Here is a 26,080-nt window from a genome sequence, read left to right as displayed (position 1 = left end):
GAGGTAAAAATATGAAACTAGGCGTGAATATTGATCATATCGCAACTCTTCGCAATGCACGTGGAACTTCCTACCCAGACCCACTCAAAGCAGCAGAAATAGCTATTGATGCCGGAGCAGATTTTATTACCGTGCATTTACGAGAGGATAGAAGGCATATTACAGATGAAGATGTGCATAATCTAAGAGAGCACATTAACATTGAGCTAAATCTTGAAATTGCAGCCACTAAAGAAATGCTTGAAATAGCAAAAAAAGTAAAACCCTACTCAATTTGTATAGTACCAGAAAAAAGAGAAGAACTAACGACCGAAGGGGGCCTTGATATAGTTAGAATGTACAGCAAATTCTCTAGTATAATAGAGGAAATGCATAACTTTAATATCAAAGTCTCACTGTTTATTGATCCAAACATTGATCAATTAGAATACCTTGAGAAGCTAAACTTAAAGCCTGATATAATAGAAATTCACACAGGAGATTACTGCAATAGCCCGTCAGAAGAGAGGCTACGGTTAATTACTAATGCCGCAGAGTACATTAACAAGCTAGACATAGAATGCCATGCGGGACATGGCATAACTTACGAACATGCTAAAAAAATTATAGAGATACCCCACATTTCAGCTATCAATGTAGGACATTATTTAATTAGTGAAGCTGTGTTTCATGGTTTGCATAATGCAATAAAAACAATGAAAGCAACAATATTTAGTTAGCTCCGACTTCTTCTTTCTCATTTAAATGATCTAAAAGAGTTTTACTTGCTTTAAATTTCATCCTTTTCTTTCTAGGAACAGTAATCATTTCACCACTTTGAGGATTACGACACTGTTTCTCCTCTCTGATAACAGCAGAGAATGTTCCTATTCCATGTAGACGTATTTCACCAGTCTCATCTAACTCATCCTTTATGATTTTCATAAACGCATCATAGATCTTGTTCAAATCAGATTTCGTTATTTCAACCTTGTCCAATAAACAATAGTCTTTTAGTTTTTTTATTATATCTTCTTTACTCATAAATTACCTTATATTTAAAAAAATTACACAGATAGCATATTATGTTGGCGCTGATAGTCAACTAAATTTATTGTGAAAATAGAAAACATCACATACATTCGCAAACATTTGTAAAAAAACACCATAACAAAATGGCTATCTCTTAGAAAATTGACACTTTTTCCTAGCTTTATGTTGACCATATTTCTTACGCTCAACGACACGTGAGTCGCGAGTTAAGAATCCGCCATTACGCAATATAGAATGGAGATCTTGGCTTATACTACTTAAAGCTCTACTTATTCCATGAGCTAAAGCACCTGCTTGACCAGATAATCCTCCACCTTTTACAGTTGCAAATACATCGTATTTATCCAATGTGGAAGTTACAACAAATGGCATCTTTACTATTTGACACACTGACTCCCTCTTGAGGTAATCCAGAAGTTTGTCTTTTTTATTAATACTAAATTTCCCGCTTCCTGGTTTTATCCATACTCTTGCTACAGATTCTTTTCTTCGACCTGTGGCATATGAGCGACCAAGGGAATCAACTGCCGATTTAATCGGCTTTTCATTGTTATTTACCGTAGAACTTTTCATTTTTACTCCATTATTTTTTATTTTTACGATTCAAAGAGGCAAAATCTAGCACTTGAGGTTGCTGCCCATGATGTTTATGCTCAGGACCAGAGTACACATATAAATTTTCAAATCGTCTACGTGCCATAGGGCCATCATCAAGCATTCTTTTCACTGCCATTTCCACCACACGTTCAGGAAATTTACCATTTAAAATGTTAGCTGGTGTGGTTTGCTTTAAACCGCCAGGGTAGCCTGTATGCCTATAGTAAATCTTATCTTTCAGTTTCTTTCCAGTAAGATGCACTTTTTCTGCATTGATGATAATTATATTATCGCCACAATCCATATGAGGTGTATACTCAGGTTTATGCTTTCCACGTAATAATGTTGCTACAAAAGCTGCGAGCCTCCCTAGCACTACCCCATCCGCATCTATGACAAACCATTTTTTATCAATTTGTTTCTCTTTTAAGAAAAATGTCTTCATTATAATTTAACTAAACAACAGTAAGCTAATATATACTTAATTTCTCAATAGTGTCAAGAACATTAGGTATTGATTATTAAAACAATTTGTGCTAAGAATTTAACTGCACAACCAATGTACAAAAGGAATAAAATGTTTCGGTTGATTATTATACTTGCGGCCATTTTGAGCACTACAAGTTGCTATGGAATTGATTTAGAAGAAGCTATCAGTAAAGCAGTTAAAAATAGCTCAAAGATTAAATCTCAATTTTACCAGTACAAAAGCACAGAGAAGCACTATAAATCGGCTGGGATTGCTGGATTTTTACCTGATATAAGTTTACAATATAATTTCGATAGTAACTTTAATCTTTACCCTTATAGTCAATCTAATGCATCTGGAAAACGCCTGATATTGAACCAGAAATTAATGGATGGAGGTACCAACTTTGCTACATTCAATAGGTTACAATATCTTCTCAAAGCAGAAAAAATAAAATTTCTCCAGCTAAAACAAGATGTTGCTCTGAATGCTGTAAAAGCATATGTTAACGTTCTACAAAGAACAGAAATATTGAAATTGAGAGAGCATAAAGAACGTGTTTCTTTGGAGCACCTGTCAGCTATGAAAAAGCGTTTTTCTCTTGGTGAGGTTACTGGAGCTGAGGTTTCATTGGCAAAAGCGAAATTTTCATCTTCCGTGTCCGAAAGGGTAGATGCTGAAGGTAAATTAAAATTGGCAAATATTGGCTACTATCACTTAATTGGCGAAGATCCATATGACCTTTCTGAAGCTAATGGCACCTTGCCCTCTGTTCCAGAATTGAATGAGTGTTTACAACTAGCAAAAACTAATAATCTTAATTTGAAAGCAGCAGTTTATCAGAAAAAGGCAGCTGGAATGGAAGTTCTTGCTGAGCACTCCAAGTGGCTACCTTCTTTGCATCTCAGCGCAGGTAAAAATTTTCAGGATAATAAAGGTTTCATAGAAGGACTTTCAGAAGGTGTGAGTGTTAGTCTTACTCTTGATGTTCCAATTTTAAAAAGGGGAGCAAATGTTTTTGGTGTTAGTAAAGCTAAAATGGATGTAAAAAGATCTACTTATGATTATTATGAAGCTGTGAAGAATGTAGAACAAATGGTTGTGAATGCTTGGAATAATGTTTTAACAGCAAAAGCTATTATTAAAGCAAGTCACGAAGCAGAAAAAGCAGCAACTTTAGCATTGGAAGGAGTGGAACAAGAGGTAAGCTTAAATTTGAAAAGCACAAGTGACCTTTTGGACACTGAGGATGAACTATTCAAAGCACGTTCAGGTCTGGTTGAAGCAAAAAGCAATTATGTGACTAGCGTTTATCATTTGCTTTTTATTATAAATCGTATAAATCTCTAAATTTAATGGTATTAGCACTATGAGTGATGAACAAGGCAATCAATCTGTAAAAGATATCCTAGAAGATATAAAAAAAGCTATATCAGGCAAGAATACAGGCGATGAAGAAGAATTAGACGATGCAAATGAGGACTTATTATATCTTGAGGACGAGTATTTAGAAGATACAGAAGAAGAAAGCGATGAAGAAGATAGTGAAGAAGAGGACGATAATAATGATCCACACAATGAGGGAGCAATATTTAATAATCATCAACGATTGAGTAGCAATAGTCACAATAACTTAGAAGAGAAAAAAGAAGTTTTTTCACATAATAATATCAAAATGAGCAGCAGCAACAGTGGTTTACAACCACAAAATAATGATCATCTAATTTTAAAAGAAAATATGCAAGAGATCAAAACGTTGCTTGGAAAAATGCAAAGCGAATTACAGCACCAGCAACAACAAAAAAGGCCAAACCTTACTATTGAAGAATTAGTTACATCTCTTTTAAAGCCACAATTGTCAGAGTGGCTAAATCAACATCTATATAAATTGGTAAAAGAAGTGGTTGAAAAAGAGCTTAAAGATATAATCAATAATAATAAATAGGGTACTCACAATAAAAACCAGAGTTAAAACGGCAAGAGGTAGAAAATTATCTTCAACAAGATGGCTGCAGCGCCATTTAAATGACCAGTATGTGCAAAAAACTAATAAAGAAGGATATAGGTCGCGCTCGGCATATAAGTTGATAGAAATAGATAGTAAATTCGCATTATTTAAACAGGGGCAAAAAGTTGTTGATCTTGGTGCTTTTCCTGGTGGATGGTCACAAGTTGCATCTCAGAAAGGCGCAAATGTGTTTGCTATTGATCTAAAACCAATGGATGCAATTCAAGGTGTAGAATTTATACAATGTGATGTTATAAACGAATTTGAAATTTTGAATGAAACATTCAAAGATCAAAAATTTGATGTGATTCTATCTGATATGGCTCCAGGATCTTGCGGATTAAAGTCGCTAGATCATATACGAATTATGCTTTTATGTGAAGCAGCGCTTGATTTTGCAAAGCATTTTTTAAGCAGTGGTGGTAAATTTGTAGTAAAAATCTTTCAAGGAGAATCAGACAAAGATTTTTATAATGAACTAAAAAAAATATTTAAAACAGTAAAATACTTTAAACCTAAATCAAGTAGATCCGAATCTCCAGAGATGTATTTGGTAAGCTCAGGCTTTATTAACTCCAATACAGACATCTAGTTACACAAAAAGTAAACATAAATTATCAACCTTGGTATCACCCACAACGCCTAAACCACACCTGTACGGACATCCTGTAAAGCTATAGTGTGGGTATTAAGTATCAATCATCCCAGTGCATCGACACACAACTGTACGAACATCCCGTAAAGCGATAGAATGGGTGTTAAGCCTCAACTACTGGTGTCATCCGGCTTTGTTGCATCGCTACAGAAAGATTTGAAGTTATTAATAAAACTTTCCCTTTTTTCGTCATCCCAGTGCGTGACACTTGTATCTTTATGATGTGAGGCATTAGAGCTAAAATACCACGCAGGAAGGGTGAAGCCGACTTGACACTAACGCCAATAAGGCCGAATTCCAGATTTTGCTCCCCTCCCATAGAGTTAAAAGACTGAACAGTATCTTTGGAATTATATCCCGTATTACAAGGTTAGTCTAAACTCTCAGTTTATTTATAGTCTTGGAGGTAATTTTATGCAAGTAAATGCTATTTTGGGTGTGGATATTTCAAAAAAGAAATTTGATGTTTGTTTGCTGATGGACAATAAAAAACGACACAAAGTCTTTCAAAATAATCAGGATGGCTTTGCAAAGCTTGTGGTTTGGTGCAATGGCCATGGAGCAAATCTTATTCATCTGTGTCTTGAGGCAACTAGCTGGTATGGGGAAGATTTGGCTACTTTTATGCACGATTTAGGGCATAATGTTAGTATAGTAAACCCGGCTCAAATCAAGGCTTTTGGCAAAAGTGAGCTGCTCAGAAATAAAACAGATAAATCAGATGCAGCTATGATAGCTAGATTTTGTATTGCGAATAAACCTGCTCTTTGGAAACCAATTGCACCTGAAATGAGGCATTTAAGAGATCTTTACCGTTGTATGCAATCGCTAAAAAATGATAAATTGCAACAAATGATAAATTGCAACAGATGAACCGCTTGGAAAATGAAAATATGCATTCCAGCTGCAAAGAAGCTATATCTAAGGTAATTTTGGCAATAGAGGAGCAAATTATTGTTCTCGAAACAGAAATTAATGAGCATATAAATCACTATCCACATCTAAAAAATATGGTAGAAAACCTCAAGACTATAAAAGGTATAGGACATCTTACTGCTGTTGCTGTTATTGCAGAAATGCCAGCGGTTGATAATTTTGACAATGCTAAGCAATTTACAGCTTTTGCTGGCCTAAATCCAGGACATTATGAATCTGGATCGTCTGTAAGTAAGAGAAGTTGCATATGTAAAATAGGATCTGAGCGCGTCCGAAAAGCCCTTTATATGACAGCTATAGTAGTCAAAAACCATAATAATCATTTTCAAAAATTTTGTCAGCGTCTAGCAAGTAAAGGTAAATGCCCAAAAGTCATAGTCCTTGCGTTAATGAGAAAATTAATGCATGTCTTTTTTGGTATTCTTAAAAACAATCAACCATTTAATTGTAATTTAGTTGGATAATTTGTTTGACATCAAAGACAGTATCTGGGATCCAGTAAATTTATTCATTATATATGAGAAACTACTATGTTTATATAACTTCAAGTGAGTGTAATGGATGTTGGTATAATATCAAATTTAGTTAAATGAATTTAGAAAATTGATTTGATTGAATAAGAAAACCAGGATTGTGAAGATTTATATGATGAATTAAGTAAGAAGACTGGATCCCAGTGTCTGGGCACTGGGATGACAAGAAAAGGAGCACTTTGATGACAGAAAAGAAACATACCGCAGTTCCCCGCGGTATGTACTGCCCGTTAGAAAGAAAACTTCACACCAGTGAGCAGAAGAGCTCCTTGATTAGAAGGTGCATCACCACCACCACTCTTACCAACCTTATGGGGTGCCTTTTGTTTTTCATCAGTTATAAAGTAATGAAGAGCCGCATAAGGGACAAATTTGCTCTTAGTGCAAGCAGGAGATAGATCATATTGAACGCCAAGCGCAACATCATGAAGCATATCGCCATCATTCATTGTGCTGCCAAAATATGTCAAGCTCGTATACGCATTTTCGTACTGATAACCAGCACCAGCAGTCCAATACATAGTGTTTTTATCATCACCATCAAACTGAGCTTTTAAGCCTTTAACCCTTTCATCAGTATCAAGAAGTTTCCTATATTCACCAGAAATCAACGTTTTTATACCCTTAGGTTGACCAGATTTGCCCAAATATGCAAAAGATGCAGCAAATTTCGCGCTTTGATCTTCATTAACCTTATAGTCAGCACTGACACCAAAGTTAACGCCCATGAGGTCGTTATATTCTACATATTCATTATAAACATGCTTATTAGCGTTTGATTCTTTCGCTTGACCGTATTCACCAACTGCAGAAGCCTTAACTTTAACATTCTGTTCAGCAAAGTCATACTCATACGACACACCAGCACTGAATATGTTCTGATAGTCAGGACCAACGTGCTTGATAGCTGAACTACCATGAGGGCCATTTTTTATAGCATCAAGTACAATGGCATTGCCATATACTTGGTTTACTTTATCTATAATTTCTTTCCTCTTGGTAGCACTTATTCTGCTTGCATTTAATTCTAAGTCTGAAATTAAATCTTCTACTGCCTCTTTTATTACAGCATTCACTGCAGCTTTTGCTTCTGCTACATTAGCTTTTCCTGTATCATCCTTAGTAATATAATCAGAATTCTTAGCATTAATCTTTTCTGTTAAAGCAGCCTTAAAAGCATCTGGATTATCATATTTTTTAGTAGCTGCTAATGTTGAGATATCAATCTCATTTTTAATATCAAACCCTGGCTTCATTCCTTGAATTGCAGTATCTTTCTTTATTGCAGTATCAATATCAGCAGCTACAGGCTGTTTTATACTAGGAAATAGAGCTGTAGCTACTGCTTCAATTGCTGCTGTTTTGTCAACAACAGTAGCACCTGTAGCACCCTTGATTGAACCAGTTGCCTTACTTATATCATCTGCTAAAGTAGCCTTTCCAGCTTCAGCATAAGAAAAATTACCAGCTTTTATAAATTTACCAGCAATGTCATCAGCGTGTGAGTCAAGGTTAATAGCACTTGATCCTTCGTTTACACTAAACAAACTACTATCATAGCGAGGTGAGTAACTAATACCAAACCTTGCTCCCATATAATTCGGTGAGTAGTAAGCCACTCTGAACGGCAACGTAGTCATAACACCTTTATTGTACCTTCCTGCCATGCGGAAAGAAAGCTTTTCACTTTCGCTTGAAAAGCTTTCAGTATAAAGACGTGGTGTTACGTAGAATGGAAAGCTTGCAGCGCTTCCTTCTAAGTTCACTTTTCTGAACCAATCGCTATCTGCAGCTCCGTCAGCAGTTGCAATTCTCGTTGCATCAAGTCTCATCAGAGACTCAGGACCAAACTGATAACCGAGTTTTACATCACCATATTCTGAATTAACAAATATATGTGCGCTTCTGCCCCTTGCAGCATAAACACCTTGTGAAGCTCCCTTACCTTCGGTAACCGGAACATGGAATTGCACATCAGCACCATAAAGAAGGCCTAAATCTTCATTTTTATTTTCAGCTCTCAAATGCAATATCGCATCTGTAAGCATACCCTTATTATCACTATAATCGCCGATATTTCCTATCCCTCTAGGAAATATTGGATTTGCTCCTTTTATTTTATCTGCATCAACGTCATAGTACTTCGTAGATCTGCCTGTCATAACGTTATAACGTTTGTAATCGTCACCACTTGGACCAACCTTACCATAACCTTGAGCATCAACAACACCGCCAAAAGTTATCCTCAAACCACTTTTGCCTTGATTGGTGTCTATAACATCAACCCCCCCAACAGAAACAACAGGGTTTGCCTTTGCTTTGCGCTCTACACTTTTATTAACTGCAGATTTTACACTATCTTTTACATCTTGAGCAGTAGAGTTTTTGACACTTACTGTTTTAGCCTTTTTAGCATTCGCTTCAGAGATCCTAGACTTAGCTTGATCATCTTTAAGCTTTGCACTTTTTTCATTTGCTAACCTGATCTCTTCTGCTTTTTTCTTTTCAGATGCTAGCCTTATTTCATCCTTTTTTTTCTGCTCAGCTACTAGCTTTGCATCTTCCTTTTTCTTAGCCTCCTCAGCCTTTTTTCTTGGAACAGCATTGCATATCCTGTCCACTTTTTCTTTTAGCTTTGTATTTGATGTTTTCACAACTTCCGCTTTTCCAGAAGTGTTAGTGCTCTCTTGCTTTTTTATTTCCCTCATGTTTTCACTAGGAAATTCAGCTGCAAAACAGCCGAAAGAACAAAGAGTTAATAAAGAAGCTAGAGCAGTTCTAGTATATGTAGACTTTTTCATTGAAGTGCCCCCAAAAAATTTCAAAATAAATTAAATTAATATGTTTTATTTTAAGTAATATCTAAGCGTTAACTTAAAACAATCTTATAGCGAAAAGAAAAGTGAAATGCAACACCTTTAAAACAGATTTTTTAGTAAAATTCGCATACTAAACACGCATGTTAACTAAAATTTAGTGTAATCTTCTGATTTGCCTGATCATAACTCTGCTGCTCATTTTATGGAAGTAAAATTTTTATAGATAATAGATAAAAGTTGCCAGGAAAGGTTGTGAAATCTTCCAATATATTTTTTCATTCCAGCGCATAACTCTGGAATACAGAAAAAAGAAAACCCTTTAAAAATAAGTAGTTGCAAAATACTACTTATACTATACAGGTTTACAACAGTACTAACGTTAGTTATACTAATCAAGACTTTATTAGTTTGTGTGAGGCAAGCATTATGGATTTTAACTTTTTACGTAATTATTGGTTTGGTACTACAAGTGCTGATCCGGATAACGCCAGTTCAGAACTGGATAGTGTTAAACAATCAACTTCTACATCACTAGGCAGTTTCCAGGTTATAAGTGGTCTTAAGGTAGAAAAAGAAGGAACTGATTCTAGTATTGTAAAAATCAACAATGATCTTGAAGTAAGAGAAGCAGCAAGCGACTCTGAGATTATAGAAGACGACGATAATTTTGAATTTATTAACCTTCCTGATGAAAACGAAATACATTCTTTGCCTTATTGCAAGACTGGTGAAAGTGTTGCAGAAATTGCTGGATTTAATAAAGAGAAGTTACTGGAGATGTGCACCTTTTCTAAGATGACCTATGGCAATAATGATACAAAATTATCTGAATCTGGGTATAAACCCAAAGCTGAATTTATTAATGAAGGCTATAGTATTATTCCATTCTATTCTGAGAAGAAAAGCTATTCTGAAGGTAAAAGACTTGCCGGTTTTGTTTTTACAAAAGGCAAGGAAGTAACGATCGCTTACAGAGGTACTAAATATCCTGATGATGTAATGATCGATCTTAATGCAATATTTTCTCTTACGAGAATTTCACCTGAAGGTGAAAAGATCTACAATGGAAGGGTGCACAGAGGATTTCATTACGGATTTCAAGACTCATGGCCTAGCCTTTATAAAATATTAGCAACTAATGCAAATGAACAAAAGGTAAAGATAAAAGACCTTAAATTCAACTTTACAGGTCATAGCATGGGAGGAGCTATTGCTAAAATAGCTGCTTTATATTTTAATAAAAAAGCAGGTGCTGAAGACATTCATGTTGCAACTTTTGGTGACCCAAGAGTTTTTGATCTTACTGCTAGTGAAGTTTATAATGATGTTCTTCAAGAAAAAACTATTACAGTTGCTCAAGATAAAGATCCGGTACCAATGGTAGCACCATGTGGTTTTGGTTACGATCATGTTGGTAAACCATTAACACTTGAAGTGCCACCAACACACGGTGTTCATAGGATTGATGGTTATTATCAAGCTATTAATGACATGGAGGAAAAAGACTTTAAGTCAAATAATACTGTTTCTTTCTTTTCCCGCCCTGCCAGAATACTAAATCAAGTGAACTGTGCAGTTTTAGGAAACGCTCAGTACTACGCCGATAATTTAATCGAACGTATTTTTGGTGAGTCAAAAAATTTCTTTGAGAAAATAAAGGAAGAATATGATATTACCTCTTGGTTTAAGGAAGTAAAAATTGAGAAAATAAGTAGTACGTGTGAGAGTTTCTTACACATTACAAGGTGTTTATAACCCATTATTATGGAGCAATGATTAAATTGCTCCATACATTCAATTTATTTTGATTCAGTATAAAAATTACCACCACTTGTTATTTCCCACTCTTCTTTGAATTTTTTTAGATGTTCTTTTTTTTCACACTCTAAAAGCAATTCTTCTACACTTTTATTATAGCTTTCTGTAGTAATTCTTCCTTGATGATGCATGAACTTTAAGTAAATCAAATAAGTATTAATCACATCTGTTTCGCAATAATCCCTAATTTCTTGTAACCTGCCACTATCGTATAAGCTCATCACTTGCGACCCATCAACTCCGATTTTACCAGGCAAGTTAAACGCTGCACAAACCTCATTCATTTTCACTCTTGCAGAAGCTCCAAAATCAGAGAGAGTCTCAAGCAAATCACAATGCCAATCACTACTGTATCTTTGATTATAGCTGTTCCACTTATCACCAGCTTTATGAAAATATTCCGCCTGAATACCATGAACCATAGCGCGATATTTCAGCACCGGTATATCAAAAGTGCGCCCGTTGAAGGAAACTAGCCTCGGTTTTTTTTCCGACATATAATTGAAAAATCCTTTCACTAGCTCTTTTTCACTAGAACTTAGTGCTCCTCCAGATCTAATTTCCTGCAGAGTAAATACTTCATATCCACTGCGATGACTTATATTGCAGAGTAAAAAACTGATGGCTACAATTTGGTGGAATGGCTGACGCAAAAAAGAATTTTGCCCATTTGTTATTTCCAGGTGATATTTTGTTAATGCCTCTCTTTTTTCCTCTAAGCTGCTGTTTTCATCAATATCCAGCAAATTCTTGCAAGGATTTACATCCGGTATAGTTTCAATATCAAATACTAATAAAGAATTAAGCATCACTTATATACTCCTCAGGGCGGTCAATCCAAGACCTCACTTTTATAAACAAAAAGAGATGAACTTTGCACTCAAACATTTTTTCTAGCTCAGCACGCGCTTCAATGTTAATTTTCCTAATATTACTTCCATCTTTTCCTATCACTATTTTTTTATGACTATCTTTTAATACAAATACTATCTGCTTTATAACTAAACTCTTATCTTTTTTTTCCTCAGATTGCTCAGTTATAACTGCTGTAGAATATGGCAATTCTTCACGCAAATTCAAGAATAATTTTTCTCTTGTAATCTCTGCTGATAAAAAATTCATCGATGAATCGGTTATCTGATCTTCTTCATAAAACCAAGGGCTTGCAGGTGCAATTTCAGAGAGATAATTCATTAAATCAGAAAGTCCATCACTTTTTAGTGCTGATATTATAAAAATCTTTTCAAATTTATATAATAAATTTAGATGTTCATATGCCATCTTTAATTCAGGCTTTTTTATCAAATCAATCTTGTTTATAACTAAAATACATTGTGCTTTTGTGCGCTGCAGTCGTGCGAATATTGTCTTGATTCTCTCTATGTCTTTCAAATAATTGCTTGCATCGATAAGTAATAAAGTAACATCACCACCATTAACTGCTGACCATGCAGATTTAACTAAAGCTTTTTCAAGTTCAGTTTTTGCTGAAAAAATCCCTGGGGAGTCAGTAAAGACAATCTGCGTATTGCCCAATACCGCAATTCCTCTCATTTGCGTTCTTGTTGTTTGCACTTTGGGAGTTACAATTGCAATTTTCTTGCCTACGATACTATTAATTAACGTAGATTTACCAGCATTCGGTAAACCAGCAATAGTAACGAATAAGCATTTTTGTCCTTTCACAGATGAAATTATAAAGGAAACTGAGTGCCAGTGTCAAGCTACTTACATAACAAAATTAGCACTCAACGATGCCTATCTTTAGATAAAATTCGCTCCACTTGCACTTCCGTTAAAATAGACGCAACATTCTCTTGTATTTTTTCATACCTAGCGATTTCCAAATCATTGCTTCTTTCCTCCAATCTATTATGTAATAAATCAGAAATGTTTCTCACTAATTCTGGTGTTATTTGTGCAAACTTATGCGCCATAGTTCCAAAAGTAAAGCCAATAATATTATTCACTCTATTAGCAATAAAATCCGTACTGCTTCGATGAATAATAGGAATAATAGAATTATTATAATAATCGCCGTTAATAGCATTAATAATCATAGTAGTAGTAGTATTAACAATAAGCCCGACAGTAGCGGAAACCAAATGCTGCAATACATTTTCTGCGCTAGTAGTGCTGCGTATTGCATCGCAGATATTGGAAATATTAGCTTCATTAATTAATGAAATTCTCCTGGATTTTTTGCAATTTTCCCATATTTTGTTACTGACTTCGCGATTGAAGTCACTAATGTTCATACCACATGACTTTAAAATACGCACCATACCCTGATTAAAATTTTCTGATGCAGGATATAATGCCGTTTCGCCTTTATGATCGCGAAGATTAATATCTCCGCCACTTGATCTATAGACGCTACGTATAAATTTTTCTAAGCTTATATTTAAATTGTGTTTTAAATATTTTGAGATTTCTTCAAAATATTTTTTATCAGTAGCAAGTTTATGTAAGAACGGCTGGTCTAATTTTTTCTCTAATTGATCTATAATGATTTTTTGTAACGACATAACTTACCTCATCAGCTATCACATAACCAGTATAACATAAATTTATTTATTATGCAAAATGCAGTTAGACTAGCACCGTGGCATTCAGGTGTAGATAAATAAAAACATTGAATATTTGTCGCAAATTATGTATAATTACTAATATTTCCAAGCACTGTAGCCATGGCTATTTCTAAGTTTCTAGATCCGAAGAATGATTTATGTTTTAAGAGAATCTTTGGGACGGAAAGAAATAAAAATATTCTCATTCACTTTTTGAATGATATTTTAGGATTTTCTGAATCTGATGCAATAGAAGAAGTGGAATTTTTAAGCACTATTCAAGATGCTGAAATTGCTTCTGACAAACAGAGTATTGTTGATGTTTTATGTAAAGACTTGAGTGGAGTTAGATATGTAGTGGAAATGCAGCTAGCTCGTGATAAGGGCTTTGAAAAACGTGCTCAATACTATGCTGCCAGAGCTTACTCTCGCCAAATTGATAAGTCTGGTAGGTATATAGATCTAAAAACAGTTTACTTTATTGCTATATCAAATTGTAACTTATTTCCTGATCAGTTGGATTATATTTCAACTCATAATGTAAGAGATATAAGAACTAATGGATGCTATTTAAAAGATCTTCAATTTGTTTTTATAGAATTACCAAAATTTCCCAAGGATAAGGAAGATGAACTGGAAAATATAATAGAAAAATGGTGTTATTTCTTTAAGTATGCAGAAGAAAGTACAGATGAAGACGTGCAAAAGGTCACTCAAAAAGCACCAATTATAAAACAAGCATATAGTGAGCTTGATAAATTTAATTGGTCAGAAAAAGAACTAATTAATTATGAAGAAGAAATTTTAAGAATTAGCAAAGAAGAAGCCATACTCGAGTATAAGCTCGATCTTGCAACTCAAAAAGGCGCAATGAAAGCCAAAATCGAAGTAGCAAAGAATCTATTTAAAGCTGGAGTGTCAATTGATGTAATATCCCAAACCACTGGACTTTCTTTTGATGAAATAAAGCAGCTATAAGCCGAAAAGACTATCAAGTAGTGTCTCTTTGTCGTTCCAGTGCATTTTTTCCTGTCATACCAGTGCGTGACACACAACTGTACGAATGTCTAATTTAGCGAGAAAAGAAACTAAAAGCATCAACCTTTGGTGTCATTCCAGTGCGTGACACTGGGATCCATCTTTTTCTTTATTAAGACATTGCTTTAACATATGCTCTCAGAATCTGTTGTTCACCACACAATTTGTAAAGATTTTTATACCTGGATCCCAGTGTCTGTGCACTGGGATGACAGGAGGAGGGTACTGGAACGACACCATAGCTGATACCATATTTAGCATTCACAGAAATTACACAATTTTTGTGCATTGTATGTTTTTTACAATTAACGGAGAGTTATATGCCAGCTAGTTTAAAATTTGAAAGCGTTTCAGGTACAGCAGCAACAGGCCTGAGTGATGTTAAACTTGTAACTTTGGAAGATAAGATAGGTAATCAATATACTTTAAATATAGGAGGAGGAGCAGGAAGCGATGAACTTGAATTGGGATATCAAGCACAAGGTGCTCAGGCAGCTACAACACATACAATAAATGGTTTGGCTACTGCTCTAGGAAGTTTACTTAGTACAGAAGATGCTGGCAATAAATCAGTTTTAGTAACCAAATTAGGAGAATTGCTTGCTTCTAACGCAACACCTGCACAGTATGATGGCGCAACTGATCAAAAACCAGTAGAGTACTTAGCAGCTCAAGGAAAGCTTATTACTGAAGGGAATCTTGAAACAAACGCAGGAACTACATTTGTTAAAACTGCAGATCTTGCGAAAAGCGCTGTGGTGAATCCAATTATAGGTTCTGCTGAGTTCAAAACAGCTGTATTAAATGACGGTACTAATCCGATAACAGGTGTAGATGCTTTAGTAACAGCAATAACAACAGGTGCTGATAAGAGTAAGATAGTATATACTAAAACAGCAGCAGATACTGCATTAGCACTCAAAGCTGATACTGATGGTGCTAATGCAACTGCAAATGGAGTAAATGCTATGTTAGCTAAGCTTGATACAGATGTACTAAAGAAACCTTTTGCAGAAGCACTACTTGGTGCAAAAGATGGTCAAAAATTAGTTTTAGTAACGAAACTAGCTGAGGCTCTTGGCACTACTGAAACACCTTACGGTGCTAGCAGTAATCAAACAGCAAAGGTTTTCTTAGGTGAAACAGTACTTGGCGCACAAGATGGTAAAAAATCAATTTTAGTAACAGAGTTAGGAAAAGCTCTTGATAGAACCGGAAATAATGCTGATGACAAAGTGTATGGTGAGCTTGCTAGTTTAAAGATAGCAAAAGATTTCTTAGGTACAAAAGGTCTAGAAGGGCCAGAAGGTCCACGAGGACAAGCAGGAGAAGGAGCAGGTGGTATTAGTGCAACTGATCCAGATTTCATAGCCGCTGTAAGAGGAGTAGTGTCAACTGATTATATATCTGGTGATCCATCTCATTGGGATTTTTAATGTACGTCATACTACAAAAACCTTAGATTACAACTTATAGATCCCAGTGTCACGCGCTGGGATCTTTAGACTTCCTGCAAAATCATCTGTCATCCGAGTAGCCCTCCCTCCTGTCATTCCAGTATCCTCTTTCTGTCATCCAAGTGTCACACACTGGGATAACACCATCTTATAGTCTACTATCTCAAATAATTGATCATATGGTTACCTTATGGTATACATAGTCTTTTGAATACGAAAAAAGTTAATGAACAATTATGATATCACAGTTATAGGTAGCGGTCCCGGTGGTTATATAGCAGCAATTAGAGCAGCGCAGCTTGGATTTAAAACAGCAATTGTCGAAAAAGAAAAGAATTTAGGCGGTATATGCCTAAACTGGGGGTGCATACCAACAAAATCACTGCTTAGAGCCTCTGAAGTTTATGGGCTAATAAAAAGATCAGAAGAGTTTGGTATAAAAGTAAAAGACGCAAGTTTTGATATAGAGTCAATAGTGAAATACTCAAGAAGTGTCGTTGATAAATTATCAAGTGGTGTTGCGTATTTGATGAAAAAAAACAGCATTACCGTCTTAAAAGGGTTTGGCAATCTTGCAGGCAATAATGCTATAAAAGTGATAAATGATAAGGAAGAACAGAAGATTTCTTCTAAGCATATCATTTTAGCAACTGGAGTTAGAGCACGAAATCTGCCTGGAATAGAAGCAGATGGAAATTTAATATGGAATGCGCAGCACGCCATGATGCCAGGCAAATTACCAAAATCGCTCTTAATTATAGGCTCTGGTGCAATTGGAATAGAGTTTGCAAGTTTTTATAGCACACTAGGCACTCACGTAACAATAATAGAAATAAGAGACACCATTTTACCACTGGAGGATAAAGATATTTCGAATTTGGCGGAAGAGATCTTCACAAAACAGGGAATAAAAATATATACAAATAGTAGTGTGAAAACCGTTACTAAAAATAAAGATTCTGTTCATGTACAACTGAGTAATGGTGAAAGTAGAGAATTCGATAGAGTAATTGTTGCAGTAGGCATTCAGCCAAACACTGAAAATATAGGACTCGAAAATACGAAAATTAAACTAAATTCTTCTGGTTTTATTGAGACGAATGAGTGGTGTGAAACAGGTGAGACCAATGTATATGCAATAGGTGATGTAGCTGGTCCGCCGTGTTTAGCGCATAAAGCAAGTCATGAAGCAGTAATTTGTGTTGAAAAAATTGCTGGTAAAAATGTTCATGCATTGAAAAAAGAATGCATACCAAACTGCACCTATTCACATCCACAAATAGCAAGTGTTGGGCTCACTGAGGAAGATGCAATAAAAAATGGATACGATATAAAAATAGGGAAGTTTCATTCTAACTTTAATGGTAAGTCTATTGCACTTAGTGAAACTGAAGGGTTAGTGAAAACAATTATAGATAAAAAAACAGGAGAGATTCTTGGTAGCCACATGATAGGAGCAGAAGTAACTGAGCTAATCAGTAATTTCGCTCTTGTAAAAGAGCTAGAAGGCACAGACTCTGATATAAAATCTACAATCTTTCCTCATCCAACCATTTCAGAGATGATACATGAATCAGTTCTTGCTGCAGACGATGAATCGTTAAACAGCTAACCAATCTGTTTTCCACCGCTTTTTTCTTGCTTAGCTTCAGGCGGAGTTTGATTAGGTACCATTCCCTCAATAGGTCGATCACTACGACCATCAAGCTTTACCTCTTCTTTTAACAGCCCTTCAGCTGCTTTTTTCGCTTTCTGCTTTGTCTCTGGAGAAAGATTGAGCCATTCACCCTGTCGCACACTCTCTGGCTGAATTAGATCTTCTTGTGATCTTTTGTCTCTATTATCAAACTGCCCCTGCTGAGGCATATCAATAGTTGCAGTGAATATACCTTTAATGAATTTAAGAACACCTTTGAATAATCCCCCACCACTTCTGCCTTCTTCTTTACCCTTTGGTTCTTTTTTATTTAAATTTCCTTGATTTATTGCAGCTTGTTTTGCATCTTGCCCTTTCACCTTAATAGAAACTTCTTGCTGTGGAAGTTTATTTTCTACCCTAGATCCTTTTTTTTTATTGTTATTTTCAGGCATTTTCAACTCAACTATTACAAAGCTTGATAAAATTCTACGTGCAAATTATTAAGTAATGATTAATAATATAGCATTAATTTGTTATTTGCAAATGGATATTATCCTAGCAACTGGCGGCACAGGTGGACATATTTTCCCAGCCGTCACTTTAGCGAAAGCACTAAATGCACAAGATTACAATTGTATATTGTTTACTGACAAAAAAATAAGCAAAAATAACAATTTAGACATATATGTACTGCCGTTATGTAAATCAAGTGGAAATATTATCCACAAACTCAAGTTTTTTTTCTTATTATTTTACAGCTCTATATTAGCTCTACATCAGATAAGAAAGTTAAGACCAAAATTGGTAATCGGCTTTGGTAGCTACGCTTCTTTTCCTGCTCTTCTTGCAGCAAAGGTTCTTTCTATACCAATAATTTTGCATGAGCAAAACACAGTCTTAGGCCGAGTAAATAGATTTTTTCTCAAGAGTGCAAAGTTGATTGCAACCAGCTTTCCGATAACTAAATATGCAAAAGGAGAAAAATGTGTTTTTACAGGGAATTTTATTAATACAAAAGCGCAAGAATATCCTATTCCCCTTCCCACTGTCACTCCAGCGCGTGACGCTGGAATCTGCATATTAATCATAGCAGGAAGCCAAGGTGCAAATTTTTTTGACAACGTAGTAAGCAGTGTAATTTGCAGCTTACCCATAGAAATAAAAAAGAAAATCAGAGTAATGCAGCAATGCACAAAAAAAAATATCAATACTGTTGATGGCCAATATAAAAAAGAAAAAATTAACTATGAGCTAAGTGAATTTTTTGATGATATGGAAAATAGGTTAGCCAGTGCACACTTGGTAATCAGCAGAGCAGGAGCAACTTCAATAGCAGAAATCACTCTTGCTGGGCGCCCAGCTATATACATCCCCTATCCTCACTCAAAAGATAATCATCAATTCTATAATGCTAAATATATTGAGGATTTCAGTGCAGCTTTAATAATTGAGCAAAACAGTGAAACACAAAAAAATCTAGCAGAGTTGCTAATTAACCTATTAAATGATCCAAAAAAATTACGCGATACAGCTAATAACACGAAAAAAACAGAGATAAAAGATGGAATAGCTGAATTCATGCGAATCCTTTCAAAGTTTTTTTATCCAACTAGCTGACACATAGCTAATATAAATAAGGTTTTCCGAATAGAATCAGTAATATTTAAACAATTTTGAAAAGAAGAAGTTGTCATCCCAGTGCGTGACACACAACTGTACGAACGTCTAATTTAGCGATAAGATAGGAAAAAAATTAGGGTGTGAAGTGTGTTTTATTACAAAGAAATAATATCAAAATTGCCGAAAGCAGTGTTAGATGAAATAGGCAAAGCGGTTGGCGTTGATTACAAAGTGGGCAAACTTACGGGAGAAAATATATTTAATTTACTGCTGTACAGCATATTGGAGAAAAACGAGCTGAGCTTGCGGACTATCGAGGAAAATTATCGTCGGATGTTTTGCCTGAATACGCGCCATTCATCGGTGGCAAGCCGCTTAAAAACGATACCAATTAAGTACTTCGAAAGAATTTTTTCGTTCGTTTTACAAAGTTTTTGTAACCAAAAAGACCAAGAAAAGCTATTAATTATAGATTCCACAACCCTGCAGTTATCGAGCAAATTACTGCAATCTGCAATACCATGGCGTGGTGGTGCAAAGAATATGGTAAAGTGCACCGTTGCCACTGACGGCAGGTTTGCAAAGTTGCTGAACTTGTATACTCAAGCCAAGGGCTCCTCTGACAGCACATCGTTCCGGGAAATGATTTTAAATCACGGTCAAGAGTCGATTTGCATATTTGATCGAGGACTGCAAAAACGTGCAACTTTCGAGGAGTTTATAGATAAAGGCATACATTTTATCACACGTGGCAACGATAATATTCGTTATCAAATTGTGCGTATCCACGGAAAAGTTGCAGGCATGCAGACTGGAACGCTTGAGCTAATGGAAGATGTAGTAGTCAGGCTGGGGCAAAAAGGTTCAAGATTTTTGTCGTTTGAAATCAGGCTAATTAAAGCGCAAAATCGACAGAATGGCGAAGTTCTCACATTTTTGACTAATATTTATGAAATGTCTGCTGAAGAAGTCTGCGCTCTTTACAAAAGGCGCTGGTCAATAGAAGTTTTCTTCAAATTTATCAAGCAGGAGCTCAACACGAAGCATTTTCTTGGACATAGCAAAAACACAATTTTGGTCACACTATACATGATTCTTATTGCTTCGGTTTTATTAACAGAATACAGAAAACGCAGCGAAATCAAGAGTTATAAGTTTGCAAGGAGAGCTTTTATGAATGAACTCAGGCTTGAAATCCTAAAACCTGTCATTGAATATTGTGGTGGAAACCCAGAAAAAGTCTACGATTATTACCTTTTTCACTTTCCATAACAAACGTTCGTACACTTGTGTGCGTGACACTGGGATCCAGGAATTTTTTTTACACTGGATCCTATGATCAAGTCATAGGATGACAGAAAAAATGGTAAACCTTACATATTTTGGCTATAGCTGTATTAGCTCTCCTTATAGTAATCATCAAGAAAGTTTCTTAACATTACCATTAAACCGCTTCATATCTTCAATTTGTAGCAAGTAACGGCTATTTTTTGGTAAAGCTTGAACAGCGAGCTCTGCATATTTCATAAACTGCTTTGAATTGCCTTCAATACAAGCTTTTTTCGTTAAAGCAAAGTAATACATTGCCGTATCAGCATCACGTTTATACGCAATGCTCAAATATTTCCACACAAAAGAGTTATTTGGTTCCACACTTACAATCTGCTCTAAATAAAAAATCGCTTTCTTCGCATCACCATGCAGTAACAAAGTATGAGACAACGCAAGTTTTACTAAATAATTGTTGTCACCAGACAAATATTTAAGCGACTCTTCATACATTTTGACTGCTTCACTTAAACTTCCAGACTTGTATAGCATTTCTGCCTTTAATTCATATAAGTATGGGTCACTGAGTGACTCCTGTATTAATAAATCAACTCTAGCAATAGCTTCCTCTACCTTTCCTTGCCTATAGCAAACTATAGCATTCACATACTCAGAAATTTTATCATTACCTTCGTATTTACTAGATAACACATGAACAGGAGAGAAAAAAGAGTCTAGCTTTGCAACCATACGCTCAAATTTCAGCAATTTATCCGTAAGAACTGGTTTTACATTATTTTTAACCTTATAATTCTGCACAGCAAATACACGTTTATCACTAAGCGGATGAGTGCGGAAATATTGTTCAGTGCTTTCACTCTCAATGCTTTTAAAGTAATCAAAAACCTCTTTCATGCCTACATTGTCATAGCCAGATTCATCAAGGTATCTTAAAGCATAGCTATCTGCCACGCTTTCTTGTTCTTGAGAATAGTTAAAAAACAACCTACTACTTATACTTATACCACTAAGTAGAATTGCACCAGCAATCTGAGGATCAATAACAATACTAGAAACCAATCCCACCATATAACTAATCATCGCTATCGATTGAAAATAACTCATAGCGCCACTCATCTGCAATATATGACCAGCAGATATATGAGCCATTTCATGTGCTAAAATACCAAGCAGAACATAAGGTTTAGTAGAATATTGTAAAAGTCCTAAATGAATGAAAATACTGTTATTGTTAATAACGAAAGCGTTAATCGAATTATCATTAATTATAAAAACTTTCATTCTATCACTATCAATACCCGCAGCAGAAAATAAAGGTTGCGCCAGCTCTTTCACCATCGCTTCTACTTCGCTATCCCTGATGATATTAACAGAGTAAGCACTATCACAATATGCAAAAAAGAATAATAAAATAAAAAATTTAGTAAATTTAAACATAGACATTGCGTACTATTTATACAATTTACAGGAATTCTATATTTTAACACTAAAATTATATAAATTTATAAACGCTAGTTTAATTTTTCGACGTAACTGATAAGTTTATCGATGGTAGTTAACTTAATTTTATGATGTTCAGCAAATTTAAGCAGCTCTGGTAACCGCATCATAGAGCCATCATCATTTACTAATTCACAAATCACTGCTGAATGGTCAAGCCCAACTAGCTTTGCTATTTCAACGCTTGCTTCAGTGTGACCAGCACGTTTTGTTACTCCGCCTTCGTTCGCAATCAGAGGAAAAACATGCCCTGGTGTTATGATGTCATCTTGAGTACTATCCTTATCAATAGCAGTAAGTATAGTTTTTGTCCTATCCTCTGCTGAAACACCAGTTGTGATACCATAGCGTGCATCTATAGACGTAGTAAATGCTGTATGATTATCACTAACATTTTTTTTCTCCATGAAGTTAAGATTTAAATTCTCCATGTGAGATTTAGTCATTGCCAAACAAACAATGCCTGTGCCATAATTTACCATAAAAGCCATATGTTCTGGCTTTATTTTCTCAGCTAAGACAATCAAATCGCCTTCATTTTCTCTATTTTCATCGTCAACTAAAATAAATAATTTACCTAAACGAGCATCTTCCAGTACATCTTCAACAGAAGAAATGCCAGGTAGATTCACTGATTTGAAATTAGCTTGTACCATAATCTATTTAAACTCAATCTTAACTATTTTATACAATTTTTCTCCACTTGGCACTACCACTTCTACATATTCACCGACTTTCTTGCCAATTAAAGCACTTCCCAGTGGTGAGCTGCTGGATATCAACTTTTTTGAAACATCAGCTTCATATTCACCCACAATTTTATAAATATATTCTACTTCAGTATCATCATGATTAAACATACTAAGTGTGAGAGTTGCGCCAAACATTACTGTATCACCAGACAAATTTTCCACTTTAATCACTTCTGCATGTGAAAGCTTATTCTCTAGCTCCATTATACGACCTTCAATAAAACCTAACCTCTCCCGTGCAGCATGATACTCTGCATTTTCAGATAAATCACCGTGATCACGAGCATCAGAAATAGCCTGTATAACACAAGGTTTCTCTTCATTTAATTTTTCAACTTCAGCTTGCATAAGCCCAAAACCTTCCTTTGTCATAGGAATCTTATTAATAATGGATGAAGCCATAACCACCACCTAAACGCAATTAAATTGAGTAACAAAATTACTCACAATATTGAAAACATCATTTTTTATACCATCACCCATGTCATTTGACAACTTTTTTAAAACTCCAGGATGCGCAGCATTAAAATAACTAATAAGGTCATGCTCAAATTTACCAACGTCACTTACACTGATATTGCTTAATTGATCATATAGATTAGAAAAAATATACATCAGCACCACTTGCTCTTCTACCGGCATAGGTGAATGTTGCTTTTGCTTTAATAACTCAACAAGGTATCGCCCTTTTTTTAAGGATAATTGAACACTAGCATCAAGATCAGAACCAAATTTCGCAAAATCTTCTAGTTCTCTATATTGAGCTAAACTTAACTTTATAGAACCCGCAACTTTTTTCACAGATTTGAGTTGTGCAGCAGAACCAACCCGCGAAACTGATAACCCTATATTCACTGCAGGACGAAACCCTTTGTGAAATAATTCAGATTCAAGGAAGATTTGTCCGTCAGTAATTGAGATAACATTTGTTGGAACATACGCTGACACATCACCAGCTTGAGTCTCAATAATTGGCAAAGCAGTTAAAGACCCTTGCCCTTTTTCATCAGACATTTTAGCAGCTCTTTCAAGCAACCGAGAATGTACGTAGAATATATCACCAGGGTAAGCTTCACGACCAGGAGGACGCCTGAGTAGTAAGGACATTTGTCTATATGCCACAGCATGTTTAGATAAATCATCGTACACAACTAAACAATGCATTCCATTGTCACGGAAAAATTCCCCAATAGTGCAACCAGCATAAGGCGCTAAAAACTGCATAGGCGCGCAGTCAGATGCACTAGCCACCACTACAGTCGTATATGCCAATGCTCCACTCTCTCTTAGCTTATTTACAACTTTCGCTACTGTTGAAATTTTTTGACCAATCGCAACATAAACACAGTAAACTTTTTGATTATCATCTACTTCATCATTAATCTTTTTCTGATTGATAATAGTGTCCAGAGCAATAGTAGTTTTACCAATTTGCCTATCACCAATAATTAACTCACGCTGCCCTCTACCTATTGGGATTAGCAAATCTATAATTTTCACTCCAGTTTGAAGTGGCTCATGCACAGACTTACGATCAATAATGCCAGGCGCTTTGGACTCTATATCCATCGTGTTTTTAGATCTAATTTCCCCATGACCATCTATAGGATGCCCTAAAGCATTCACAACTCTGCCCAATAACTCATGTCCTACAGGCACTTTAACAACATCACCACTACATTTTACAATATCACCTTCTTTAACATCGCGGTCATTACCGAGTATCACAACTCCAGCTGTGTCATGATCTAAATCAAGAACTATTCCTTCTATGCCGCTTGCAAAAAACACCTTTTCACCGAATTTTGCCTTTTCTAGCCCATAAATGAGCGCGATACCATCAGTTACTGAAATCACCTCACCTATATTTTCTCGCTTTATAGGATTATCAAATGCCCCAACTTTCTCTGTTATTATCTTTACTATTTCAGAAGCATTCATACGATCTGTCATACACAATTCCCTATTTTTAATATTTCCATTTTACTTAAATCAACTAACCTATCTAAGTAACTTTTTAGCGAAGCATCAATCAAATTAAAGCCATATCTAACTATAAAACCACCTAATATGGAAGGATCAACCACATTACTCACTTTTATTATTTTACCAAGAAAACTCAAAGATTCAGTAATTATTTTTATATCTGATTCCTTTAAAGACTCTGCTGATTTGATAGTAATCTCGAATTCATTTTTATTTTCTCTTACAAAATGCAAGAATTTTTCTAATATGGGAATTAAAAAACCAGAACGCTTATTGGCAAATATAACTATGATAAATCTTATTAAATCTTCACTTAAATGCTTTTTCATAGAAAGCATTACTTCTTTTTTGCTTGAAAAAGAGACCCTCGGATTCGATAAATATACCAAAACATCACACTGATTTTCAAAAAAAGCCAACAAAAACTCTACTTCCTTTCTTACAGTATCTAATTTATCACATGCAACATCTAACAGCACTCTAGCATAAGATGAAATTAAATTATTATACTCAGTCTTTCTCATATTTTTAATTACCTATATAAATTTCTCGCCAACTGATCCTTCCATCCAAGCATTTTTTATATAAATAGGTTTACTTTTCAAAGAAAGAAAATATAAATCATACCTAATTGAATGCCCTAAAAACTCAGGATTTTTACTCAAGAAATACTTAGAAGAATTTATAATAGACTGGCACTGAATGTTAGATATCGGTATTTCTTGGCCAAATAAACTTGTTTTAACTTCTATAAAAATAAGCTGTCTTTTTTTCGATACAATTAAATCAACTTCACCGAACTGAGAGCAGTAACGATGTTTTAAAACATCATACCATTTCAATTTTAAATATATTAAAATCAATAACTCACCAAAATAACCTATAAAGTAGCGCAAACCGTTCACCATAAGCAAGCTATAACAAAAAATTAGTTTTGTACTACTACCTTGTCGTCTTCCTGATTTCTGCCATAAGCCTTACCTTTTGCTGAAATATCTCTATCAACTAACTCGATTACTCCCATTGAAGCACAATCACCATTCCGAGTGCCAAGCTTCATTATCCTAGAATACCCACCTTTACGATTCTTATAACGATCAGCTAAAATAGTCAATAACTTATCAACTGTTATCTTATCATTATGAAGGCGCGAAAGTAAAAGTCTTCTACCATGTAAATCATTTTTATTCTTAGCAATTGTAATAAACTTCTCCACATATGGACGAAGTTCCTTAGCTTTTGCTAAAGTTGTTACAATCTGCTCATGATTAATCAATGAGATAGATAGATTCTTTAGCATTGATACCCTATGCTGACTATCACGAGAGAACTTACGCTTTTTTATTCCATGTTTCATATAC

The 26,080-nt window shown here is 35.2% G+C and carries 26 protein-coding genes and 1 pseudogene; 11 read left to right on the top strand and 16 right to left on the bottom strand.

Features of this window, described 5'->3' with window-relative positions:
- Positions 1–11 precede the first annotated feature (11 nt).
- Positions 12–719, top strand: a complete 708-nt coding sequence (locus ASM33_RS00980; RefSeq protein WP_110409428.1) for a pyridoxine 5'-phosphate synthase — start codon at positions 12–14, stop codon at positions 717–719.
- On the opposite strand, the gene ASM33_RS00975 is transcribed toward ASM33_RS00980, so the two are convergent.
- From ASM33_RS00975 to rplM, 3 genes are all read right to left on the bottom strand, one after another.
- Positions 712–1,023, bottom strand: coding sequence for an HU family DNA-binding protein (locus ASM33_RS00975; protein ID WP_110409429.1), 312 nt, complete (start codon positions 1,021–1,023; stop codon positions 712–714). The genes ASM33_RS00980 and ASM33_RS00975 overlap by 8 nt on opposite strands.
- A 135-nt stretch (positions 1,024–1,158) precedes the next feature.
- Positions 1,159–1,605, bottom strand: coding sequence for a 30S ribosomal protein S9 (gene rpsI / locus ASM33_RS00970; protein ID WP_110409430.1), 447 nt, complete (start codon positions 1,603–1,605; stop codon positions 1,159–1,161).
- A 10-nt stretch (positions 1,606–1,615) separates the two neighbouring features.
- Entirely contained in the window at positions 1,616–2,074 is a 459-nt protein-coding gene (rplM, locus tag ASM33_RS00965) for a 50S ribosomal protein L13 (protein WP_112477185.1), read from the bottom strand.
- Positions 2,075–2,206: 132 nt separating this feature from the next.
- Between rplM and ASM33_RS00960 the strand changes: the two genes are divergently transcribed.
- The 3 genes from ASM33_RS00960 to ASM33_RS00950 all read left to right on the top strand — a co-directional run bounded on the left by ASM33_RS00960 (position 2,207) and on the right by ASM33_RS00950 (position 4,698).
- Positions 2,207–3,448, top strand: a complete 1,242-nt coding sequence (locus ASM33_RS00960; RefSeq protein WP_110409432.1) for a TolC family protein — start codon at positions 2,207–2,209, stop codon at positions 3,446–3,448.
- A 19-nt stretch (positions 3,449–3,467) separates the two neighbouring features.
- Positions 3,468–4,043, top strand: a complete 576-nt coding sequence (locus tag ASM33_RS00955; protein ID WP_112477183.1) for a DUF2497 domain-containing protein — start codon at positions 3,468–3,470, stop codon at positions 4,041–4,043.
- A gap of 91 nt (positions 4,044–4,134) precedes the next feature.
- Positions 4,135–4,698: an RlmE family RNA methyltransferase gene (locus ASM33_RS00950; RefSeq protein WP_179947423.1), complete on the top strand. Its 564-nt coding sequence runs from the start codon at positions 4,135–4,137 to the stop codon at positions 4,696–4,698.
- Between the two features lie 166 nt (positions 4,699–4,864).
- On the opposite strand, the gene ASM33_RS08780 is transcribed toward ASM33_RS00950, so the two are convergent.
- The gene (locus ASM33_RS08780; protein WP_257791003.1) at positions 4,865–4,993 is read right to left on the bottom strand and encodes a hypothetical protein; all 129 of its coding nucleotides are present in this window, start codon (positions 4,991–4,993) and stop codon (positions 4,865–4,867) included.
- A 182-nt stretch (positions 4,994–5,175) separates the two neighbouring features.
- Between ASM33_RS08780 and ASM33_RS08925 the strand changes: the two are divergent.
- Positions 5,176–6,161, top strand: a pseudogene (locus ASM33_RS08925) (IS110 family RNA-guided transposase).
- Between the two features lie 299 nt (positions 6,162–6,460).
- Here ASM33_RS08925 and ASM33_RS08625 read toward each other — a convergent pair.
- Entirely contained in the window at positions 6,461–9,031 is a 2,571-nt protein-coding gene (locus ASM33_RS08625) for a WD0745 family porin (protein ID WP_237342925.1), read from the bottom strand.
- Positions 9,032–9,475: 444 nt separating this feature from the next.
- Between ASM33_RS08625 and ASM33_RS00920 the strand changes: the two genes are divergently transcribed.
- Positions 9,476–10,804, top strand: coding sequence for a lipase family protein (locus ASM33_RS00920; protein ID WP_110409437.1), 1,329 nt, complete (start codon positions 9,476–9,478; stop codon positions 10,802–10,804).
- Between the two features lie 44 nt (positions 10,805–10,848).
- Here ASM33_RS00920 and ASM33_RS00915 read toward each other — a convergent pair whose 3' ends face one another.
- From ASM33_RS00915 to ASM33_RS08620, 3 genes are all read right to left on the bottom strand, one after another.
- Positions 10,849–11,676, bottom strand: coding sequence for a 3'-5' exonuclease (locus tag ASM33_RS00915; RefSeq protein ID WP_110409438.1), 828 nt, complete (start codon positions 11,674–11,676; stop codon positions 10,849–10,851).
- Positions 11,669–12,553: a GTPase Era gene (gene era, locus ASM33_RS00910; protein WP_110409439.1), complete on the bottom strand. Its 885-nt coding sequence runs from the start codon at positions 12,551–12,553 to the stop codon at positions 11,669–11,671. Before era ends, ASM33_RS00915 begins: the two co-directional genes overlap by 8 nt.
- Positions 12,554–12,615: 62 nt before the next feature.
- Positions 12,616–13,395 carry a hypothetical protein gene (locus ASM33_RS08620; RefSeq protein WP_237342924.1) on the bottom strand — a complete coding sequence of 260 codons (780 nt, stop codon included), beginning with the start codon at positions 13,393–13,395 and terminating at the stop codon, positions 12,616–12,618.
- A 162-nt stretch (positions 13,396–13,557) separates the two neighbouring features.
- Here ASM33_RS08620 and ASM33_RS00900 point away from each other — a divergent pair, with 162 nt between their 5' ends.
- The 3 genes from ASM33_RS00900 to lpdA all read left to right on the top strand — a co-directional run bounded on the left by ASM33_RS00900 (position 13,558) and on the right by lpdA (position 17,544).
- Entirely contained in the window at positions 13,558–14,415 is an 858-nt protein-coding gene (locus ASM33_RS00900) for an Rpn family recombination-promoting nuclease/putative transposase (protein WP_110409440.1), read from the top strand.
- Positions 14,416–14,795: 380 nt separating this feature from the next.
- Entirely contained in the window at positions 14,796–15,911 is a 1,116-nt protein-coding gene (locus tag ASM33_RS00895) for a hypothetical protein (protein WP_110409441.1), read from the top strand.
- 247 nt (positions 15,912–16,158) lie between these two features.
- On the top strand, positions 16,159–17,544 hold the full coding sequence (gene lpdA / locus ASM33_RS00890; protein WP_110409442.1) for a dihydrolipoyl dehydrogenase: 1,386 nt from the start codon (positions 16,159–16,161) through the stop codon (positions 17,542–17,544).
- Here lpdA and ASM33_RS00885 read toward each other — a convergent pair.
- Positions 17,541–18,023 (bottom strand): hypothetical protein, encoded by a 483-nt coding sequence (locus ASM33_RS00885; RefSeq protein ID WP_110409443.1) that lies wholly within the window; start codon positions 18,021–18,023, stop codon positions 17,541–17,543. The genes lpdA and ASM33_RS00885 overlap by 4 nt on opposite strands.
- A 91-nt stretch (positions 18,024–18,114) precedes the next feature.
- Between ASM33_RS00885 and murG the strand changes: the two genes are divergently transcribed.
- Together murG and ASM33_RS00875 are read left to right on the top strand one after the other, a co-directional pair.
- Positions 18,115–19,188, top strand: a complete 1,074-nt coding sequence (murG, locus tag ASM33_RS00880; RefSeq protein WP_110410532.1) for an undecaprenyldiphospho-muramoylpentapeptide beta-N-acetylglucosaminyltransferase — start codon at positions 18,115–18,117, stop codon at positions 19,186–19,188.
- A 150-nt stretch (positions 19,189–19,338) separates the two neighbouring features.
- A complete protein-coding gene (locus ASM33_RS00875; RefSeq protein ID WP_110409390.1) occupies positions 19,339–20,463 on the top strand; it encodes an IS4 family transposase in 1,125 nt (374 codons plus the stop codon).
- 147 nt (positions 20,464–20,610) lie between these two features.
- Here ASM33_RS00875 and ASM33_RS00870 read toward each other — a convergent pair whose 3' ends face one another.
- The 7 genes from ASM33_RS00870 to rplQ all read right to left on the bottom strand — a co-directional run bounded on the left by ASM33_RS00870 (position 20,611) and on the right by rplQ (position 26,076).
- The gene (locus tag ASM33_RS00870) at positions 20,611–21,918 is read right to left on the bottom strand and encodes a M48 family metalloprotease (RefSeq protein ID WP_110410533.1); all 1,308 of its coding nucleotides are present in this window, start codon (positions 21,916–21,918) and stop codon (positions 20,611–20,613) included.
- 74 nt (positions 21,919–21,992) lie between these two features.
- Positions 21,993–22,637, bottom strand: a complete 645-nt coding sequence (gene ribB / locus ASM33_RS00865) for a 3,4-dihydroxy-2-butanone-4-phosphate synthase (protein ID WP_110409444.1) — start codon at positions 22,635–22,637, stop codon at positions 21,993–21,995.
- Positions 22,638–22,640: 3 nt separating this feature from the next.
- On the bottom strand, positions 22,641–23,135 hold the full coding sequence (greA, locus tag ASM33_RS00860; protein ID WP_110409445.1) for a transcription elongation factor GreA: 495 nt from the start codon (positions 23,133–23,135) through the stop codon (positions 22,641–22,643).
- 9 nt (positions 23,136–23,144) lie between these two features.
- Entirely contained in the window at positions 23,145–24,686 is a 1,542-nt protein-coding gene (atpA, locus tag ASM33_RS00855) for a F0F1 ATP synthase subunit alpha (protein ID WP_110409446.1), read from the bottom strand.
- Positions 24,683–25,243 (bottom strand): ATP synthase F1 subunit delta, encoded by a 561-nt coding sequence (atpH, locus tag ASM33_RS00850; RefSeq protein WP_110409447.1) that lies wholly within the window; start codon positions 25,241–25,243, stop codon positions 24,683–24,685. Before atpH ends, atpA begins: the two co-directional genes overlap by 4 nt.
- A gap of 12 nt (positions 25,244–25,255) precedes the next feature.
- Positions 25,256–25,627 carry a YraN family protein gene (locus ASM33_RS00845; RefSeq protein ID WP_110409448.1) on the bottom strand — a complete coding sequence of 124 codons (372 nt, stop codon included), beginning with the start codon at positions 25,625–25,627 and terminating at the stop codon, positions 25,256–25,258.
- Between the two features lie 20 nt (positions 25,628–25,647).
- The gene (rplQ, locus tag ASM33_RS00840; protein WP_110409449.1) at positions 25,648–26,076 is read right to left on the bottom strand and encodes a 50S ribosomal protein L17; all 429 of its coding nucleotides are present in this window, start codon (positions 26,074–26,076) and stop codon (positions 25,648–25,650) included.
- Positions 26,077–26,080: the final 4 nt, after the last annotated feature.

This window comes from Wolbachia endosymbiont of Folsomia candida (assembly GCF_001931755.2).
In the GTDB taxonomy this organism is placed as follows: domain Bacteria; phylum Pseudomonadota; class Alphaproteobacteria; order Rickettsiales; family Anaplasmataceae; genus Wolbachia.
The sequence above is the reverse complement of the archived record's forward strand: the minus strand, read 5'-3'. Positions and strand labels throughout refer to the sequence as shown.

What these genes read in the sequence shown, in the direction of transcription:
- ASM33_RS00980 (WP_110409428.1), top strand. Translation starts at nt 12, where the DNA reads ATGAAACTAGGCGTGAATATTGATCATATCGCAACTCTTCGCAATGCA.
- ASM33_RS00975 (WP_110409429.1), bottom strand. Translation starts at nt 1,023, where the DNA reads ATGAGTAAAGAAGATATAATAAAAAAACTAAAAGACTATTGTTTATTG.
- rpsI (WP_110409430.1), bottom strand. Translation starts at nt 1,605, where the DNA reads ATGAAAAGTTCTACGGTAAATAACAATGAAAAGCCGATTAAATCGGCA.
- rplM (WP_112477185.1), bottom strand. Translation starts at nt 2,074, where the DNA reads ATGAAGACATTTTTCTTAAAAGAGAAACAAATTGATAAAAAATGGTTT.
- ASM33_RS00960 (WP_110409432.1), top strand. Translation starts at nt 2,207, where the DNA reads ATGTTTCGGTTGATTATTATACTTGCGGCCATTTTGAGCACTACAAGT.
- ASM33_RS00955 (WP_112477183.1), top strand. Translation starts at nt 3,468, where the DNA reads ATGAGTGATGAACAAGGCAATCAATCTGTAAAAGATATCCTAGAAGAT.
- ASM33_RS08780 (WP_257791003.1), bottom strand. Translation starts at nt 4,993, where the DNA reads ATGCCTCACATCATAAAGATACAAGTGTCACGCACTGGGATGACGAAA.
- ASM33_RS08625 (WP_237342925.1), bottom strand. Translation starts at nt 9,031, where the DNA reads ATGAAAAAGTCTACATATACTAGAACTGCTCTAGCTTCTTTATTAACT.
- ASM33_RS00920 (WP_110409437.1), top strand. Translation starts at nt 9,476, where the DNA reads ATGGATTTTAACTTTTTACGTAATTATTGGTTTGGTACTACAAGTGCT.
- ASM33_RS00915 (WP_110409438.1), bottom strand. Translation starts at nt 11,676, where the DNA reads ATGCTTAATTCTTTATTAGTATTTGATATTGAAACTATACCGGATGTA.
- ASM33_RS08620 (WP_237342924.1), bottom strand. Translation starts at nt 13,395, where the DNA reads ATGTCGTTACAAAAAATCATTATAGATCAATTAGAGAAAAAATTAGAC.
- ASM33_RS00900 (WP_110409440.1), top strand. Translation starts at nt 13,558, where the DNA reads ATGGCTATTTCTAAGTTTCTAGATCCGAAGAATGATTTATGTTTTAAG.
- ASM33_RS00895 (WP_110409441.1), top strand. Translation starts at nt 14,796, where the DNA reads ATGCCAGCTAGTTTAAAATTTGAAAGCGTTTCAGGTACAGCAGCAACA.
- lpdA (WP_110409442.1), top strand. Translation starts at nt 16,159, where the DNA reads ATGAACAATTATGATATCACAGTTATAGGTAGCGGTCCCGGTGGTTAT.
- ASM33_RS00885 (WP_110409443.1), bottom strand. Translation starts at nt 18,023, where the DNA reads ATGCCTGAAAATAACAATAAAAAAAAAGGATCTAGGGTAGAAAATAAA.
- murG (WP_110410532.1), top strand. Translation starts at nt 18,115, where the DNA reads ATGGATATTATCCTAGCAACTGGCGGCACAGGTGGACATATTTTCCCA.
- ASM33_RS00870 (WP_110410533.1), bottom strand. Translation starts at nt 21,918, where the DNA reads ATGTTTAAATTTACTAAATTTTTTATTTTATTATTCTTTTTTGCATAT.
- ribB (WP_110409444.1), bottom strand. Translation starts at nt 22,637, where the DNA reads ATGGTACAAGCTAATTTCAAATCAGTGAATCTACCTGGCATTTCTTCT.
- greA (WP_110409445.1), bottom strand. Translation starts at nt 23,135, where the DNA reads ATGGCTTCATCCATTATTAATAAGATTCCTATGACAAAGGAAGGTTTT.
- atpA (WP_110409446.1), bottom strand. Translation starts at nt 24,686, where the DNA reads ATGACAGATCGTATGAATGCTTCTGAAATAGTAAAGATAATAACAGAG.
- atpH (WP_110409447.1), bottom strand. Translation starts at nt 25,243, where the DNA reads ATGAGAAAGACTGAGTATAATAATTTAATTTCATCTTATGCTAGAGTG.
- ASM33_RS00845 (WP_110409448.1), bottom strand. Translation starts at nt 25,627, where the DNA reads ATGGTGAACGGTTTGCGCTACTTTATAGGTTATTTTGGTGAGTTATTG.
- rplQ (WP_110409449.1), bottom strand. Translation starts at nt 26,076, where the DNA reads ATGAAACATGGAATAAAAAAGCGTAAGTTCTCTCGTGATAGTCAGCAT.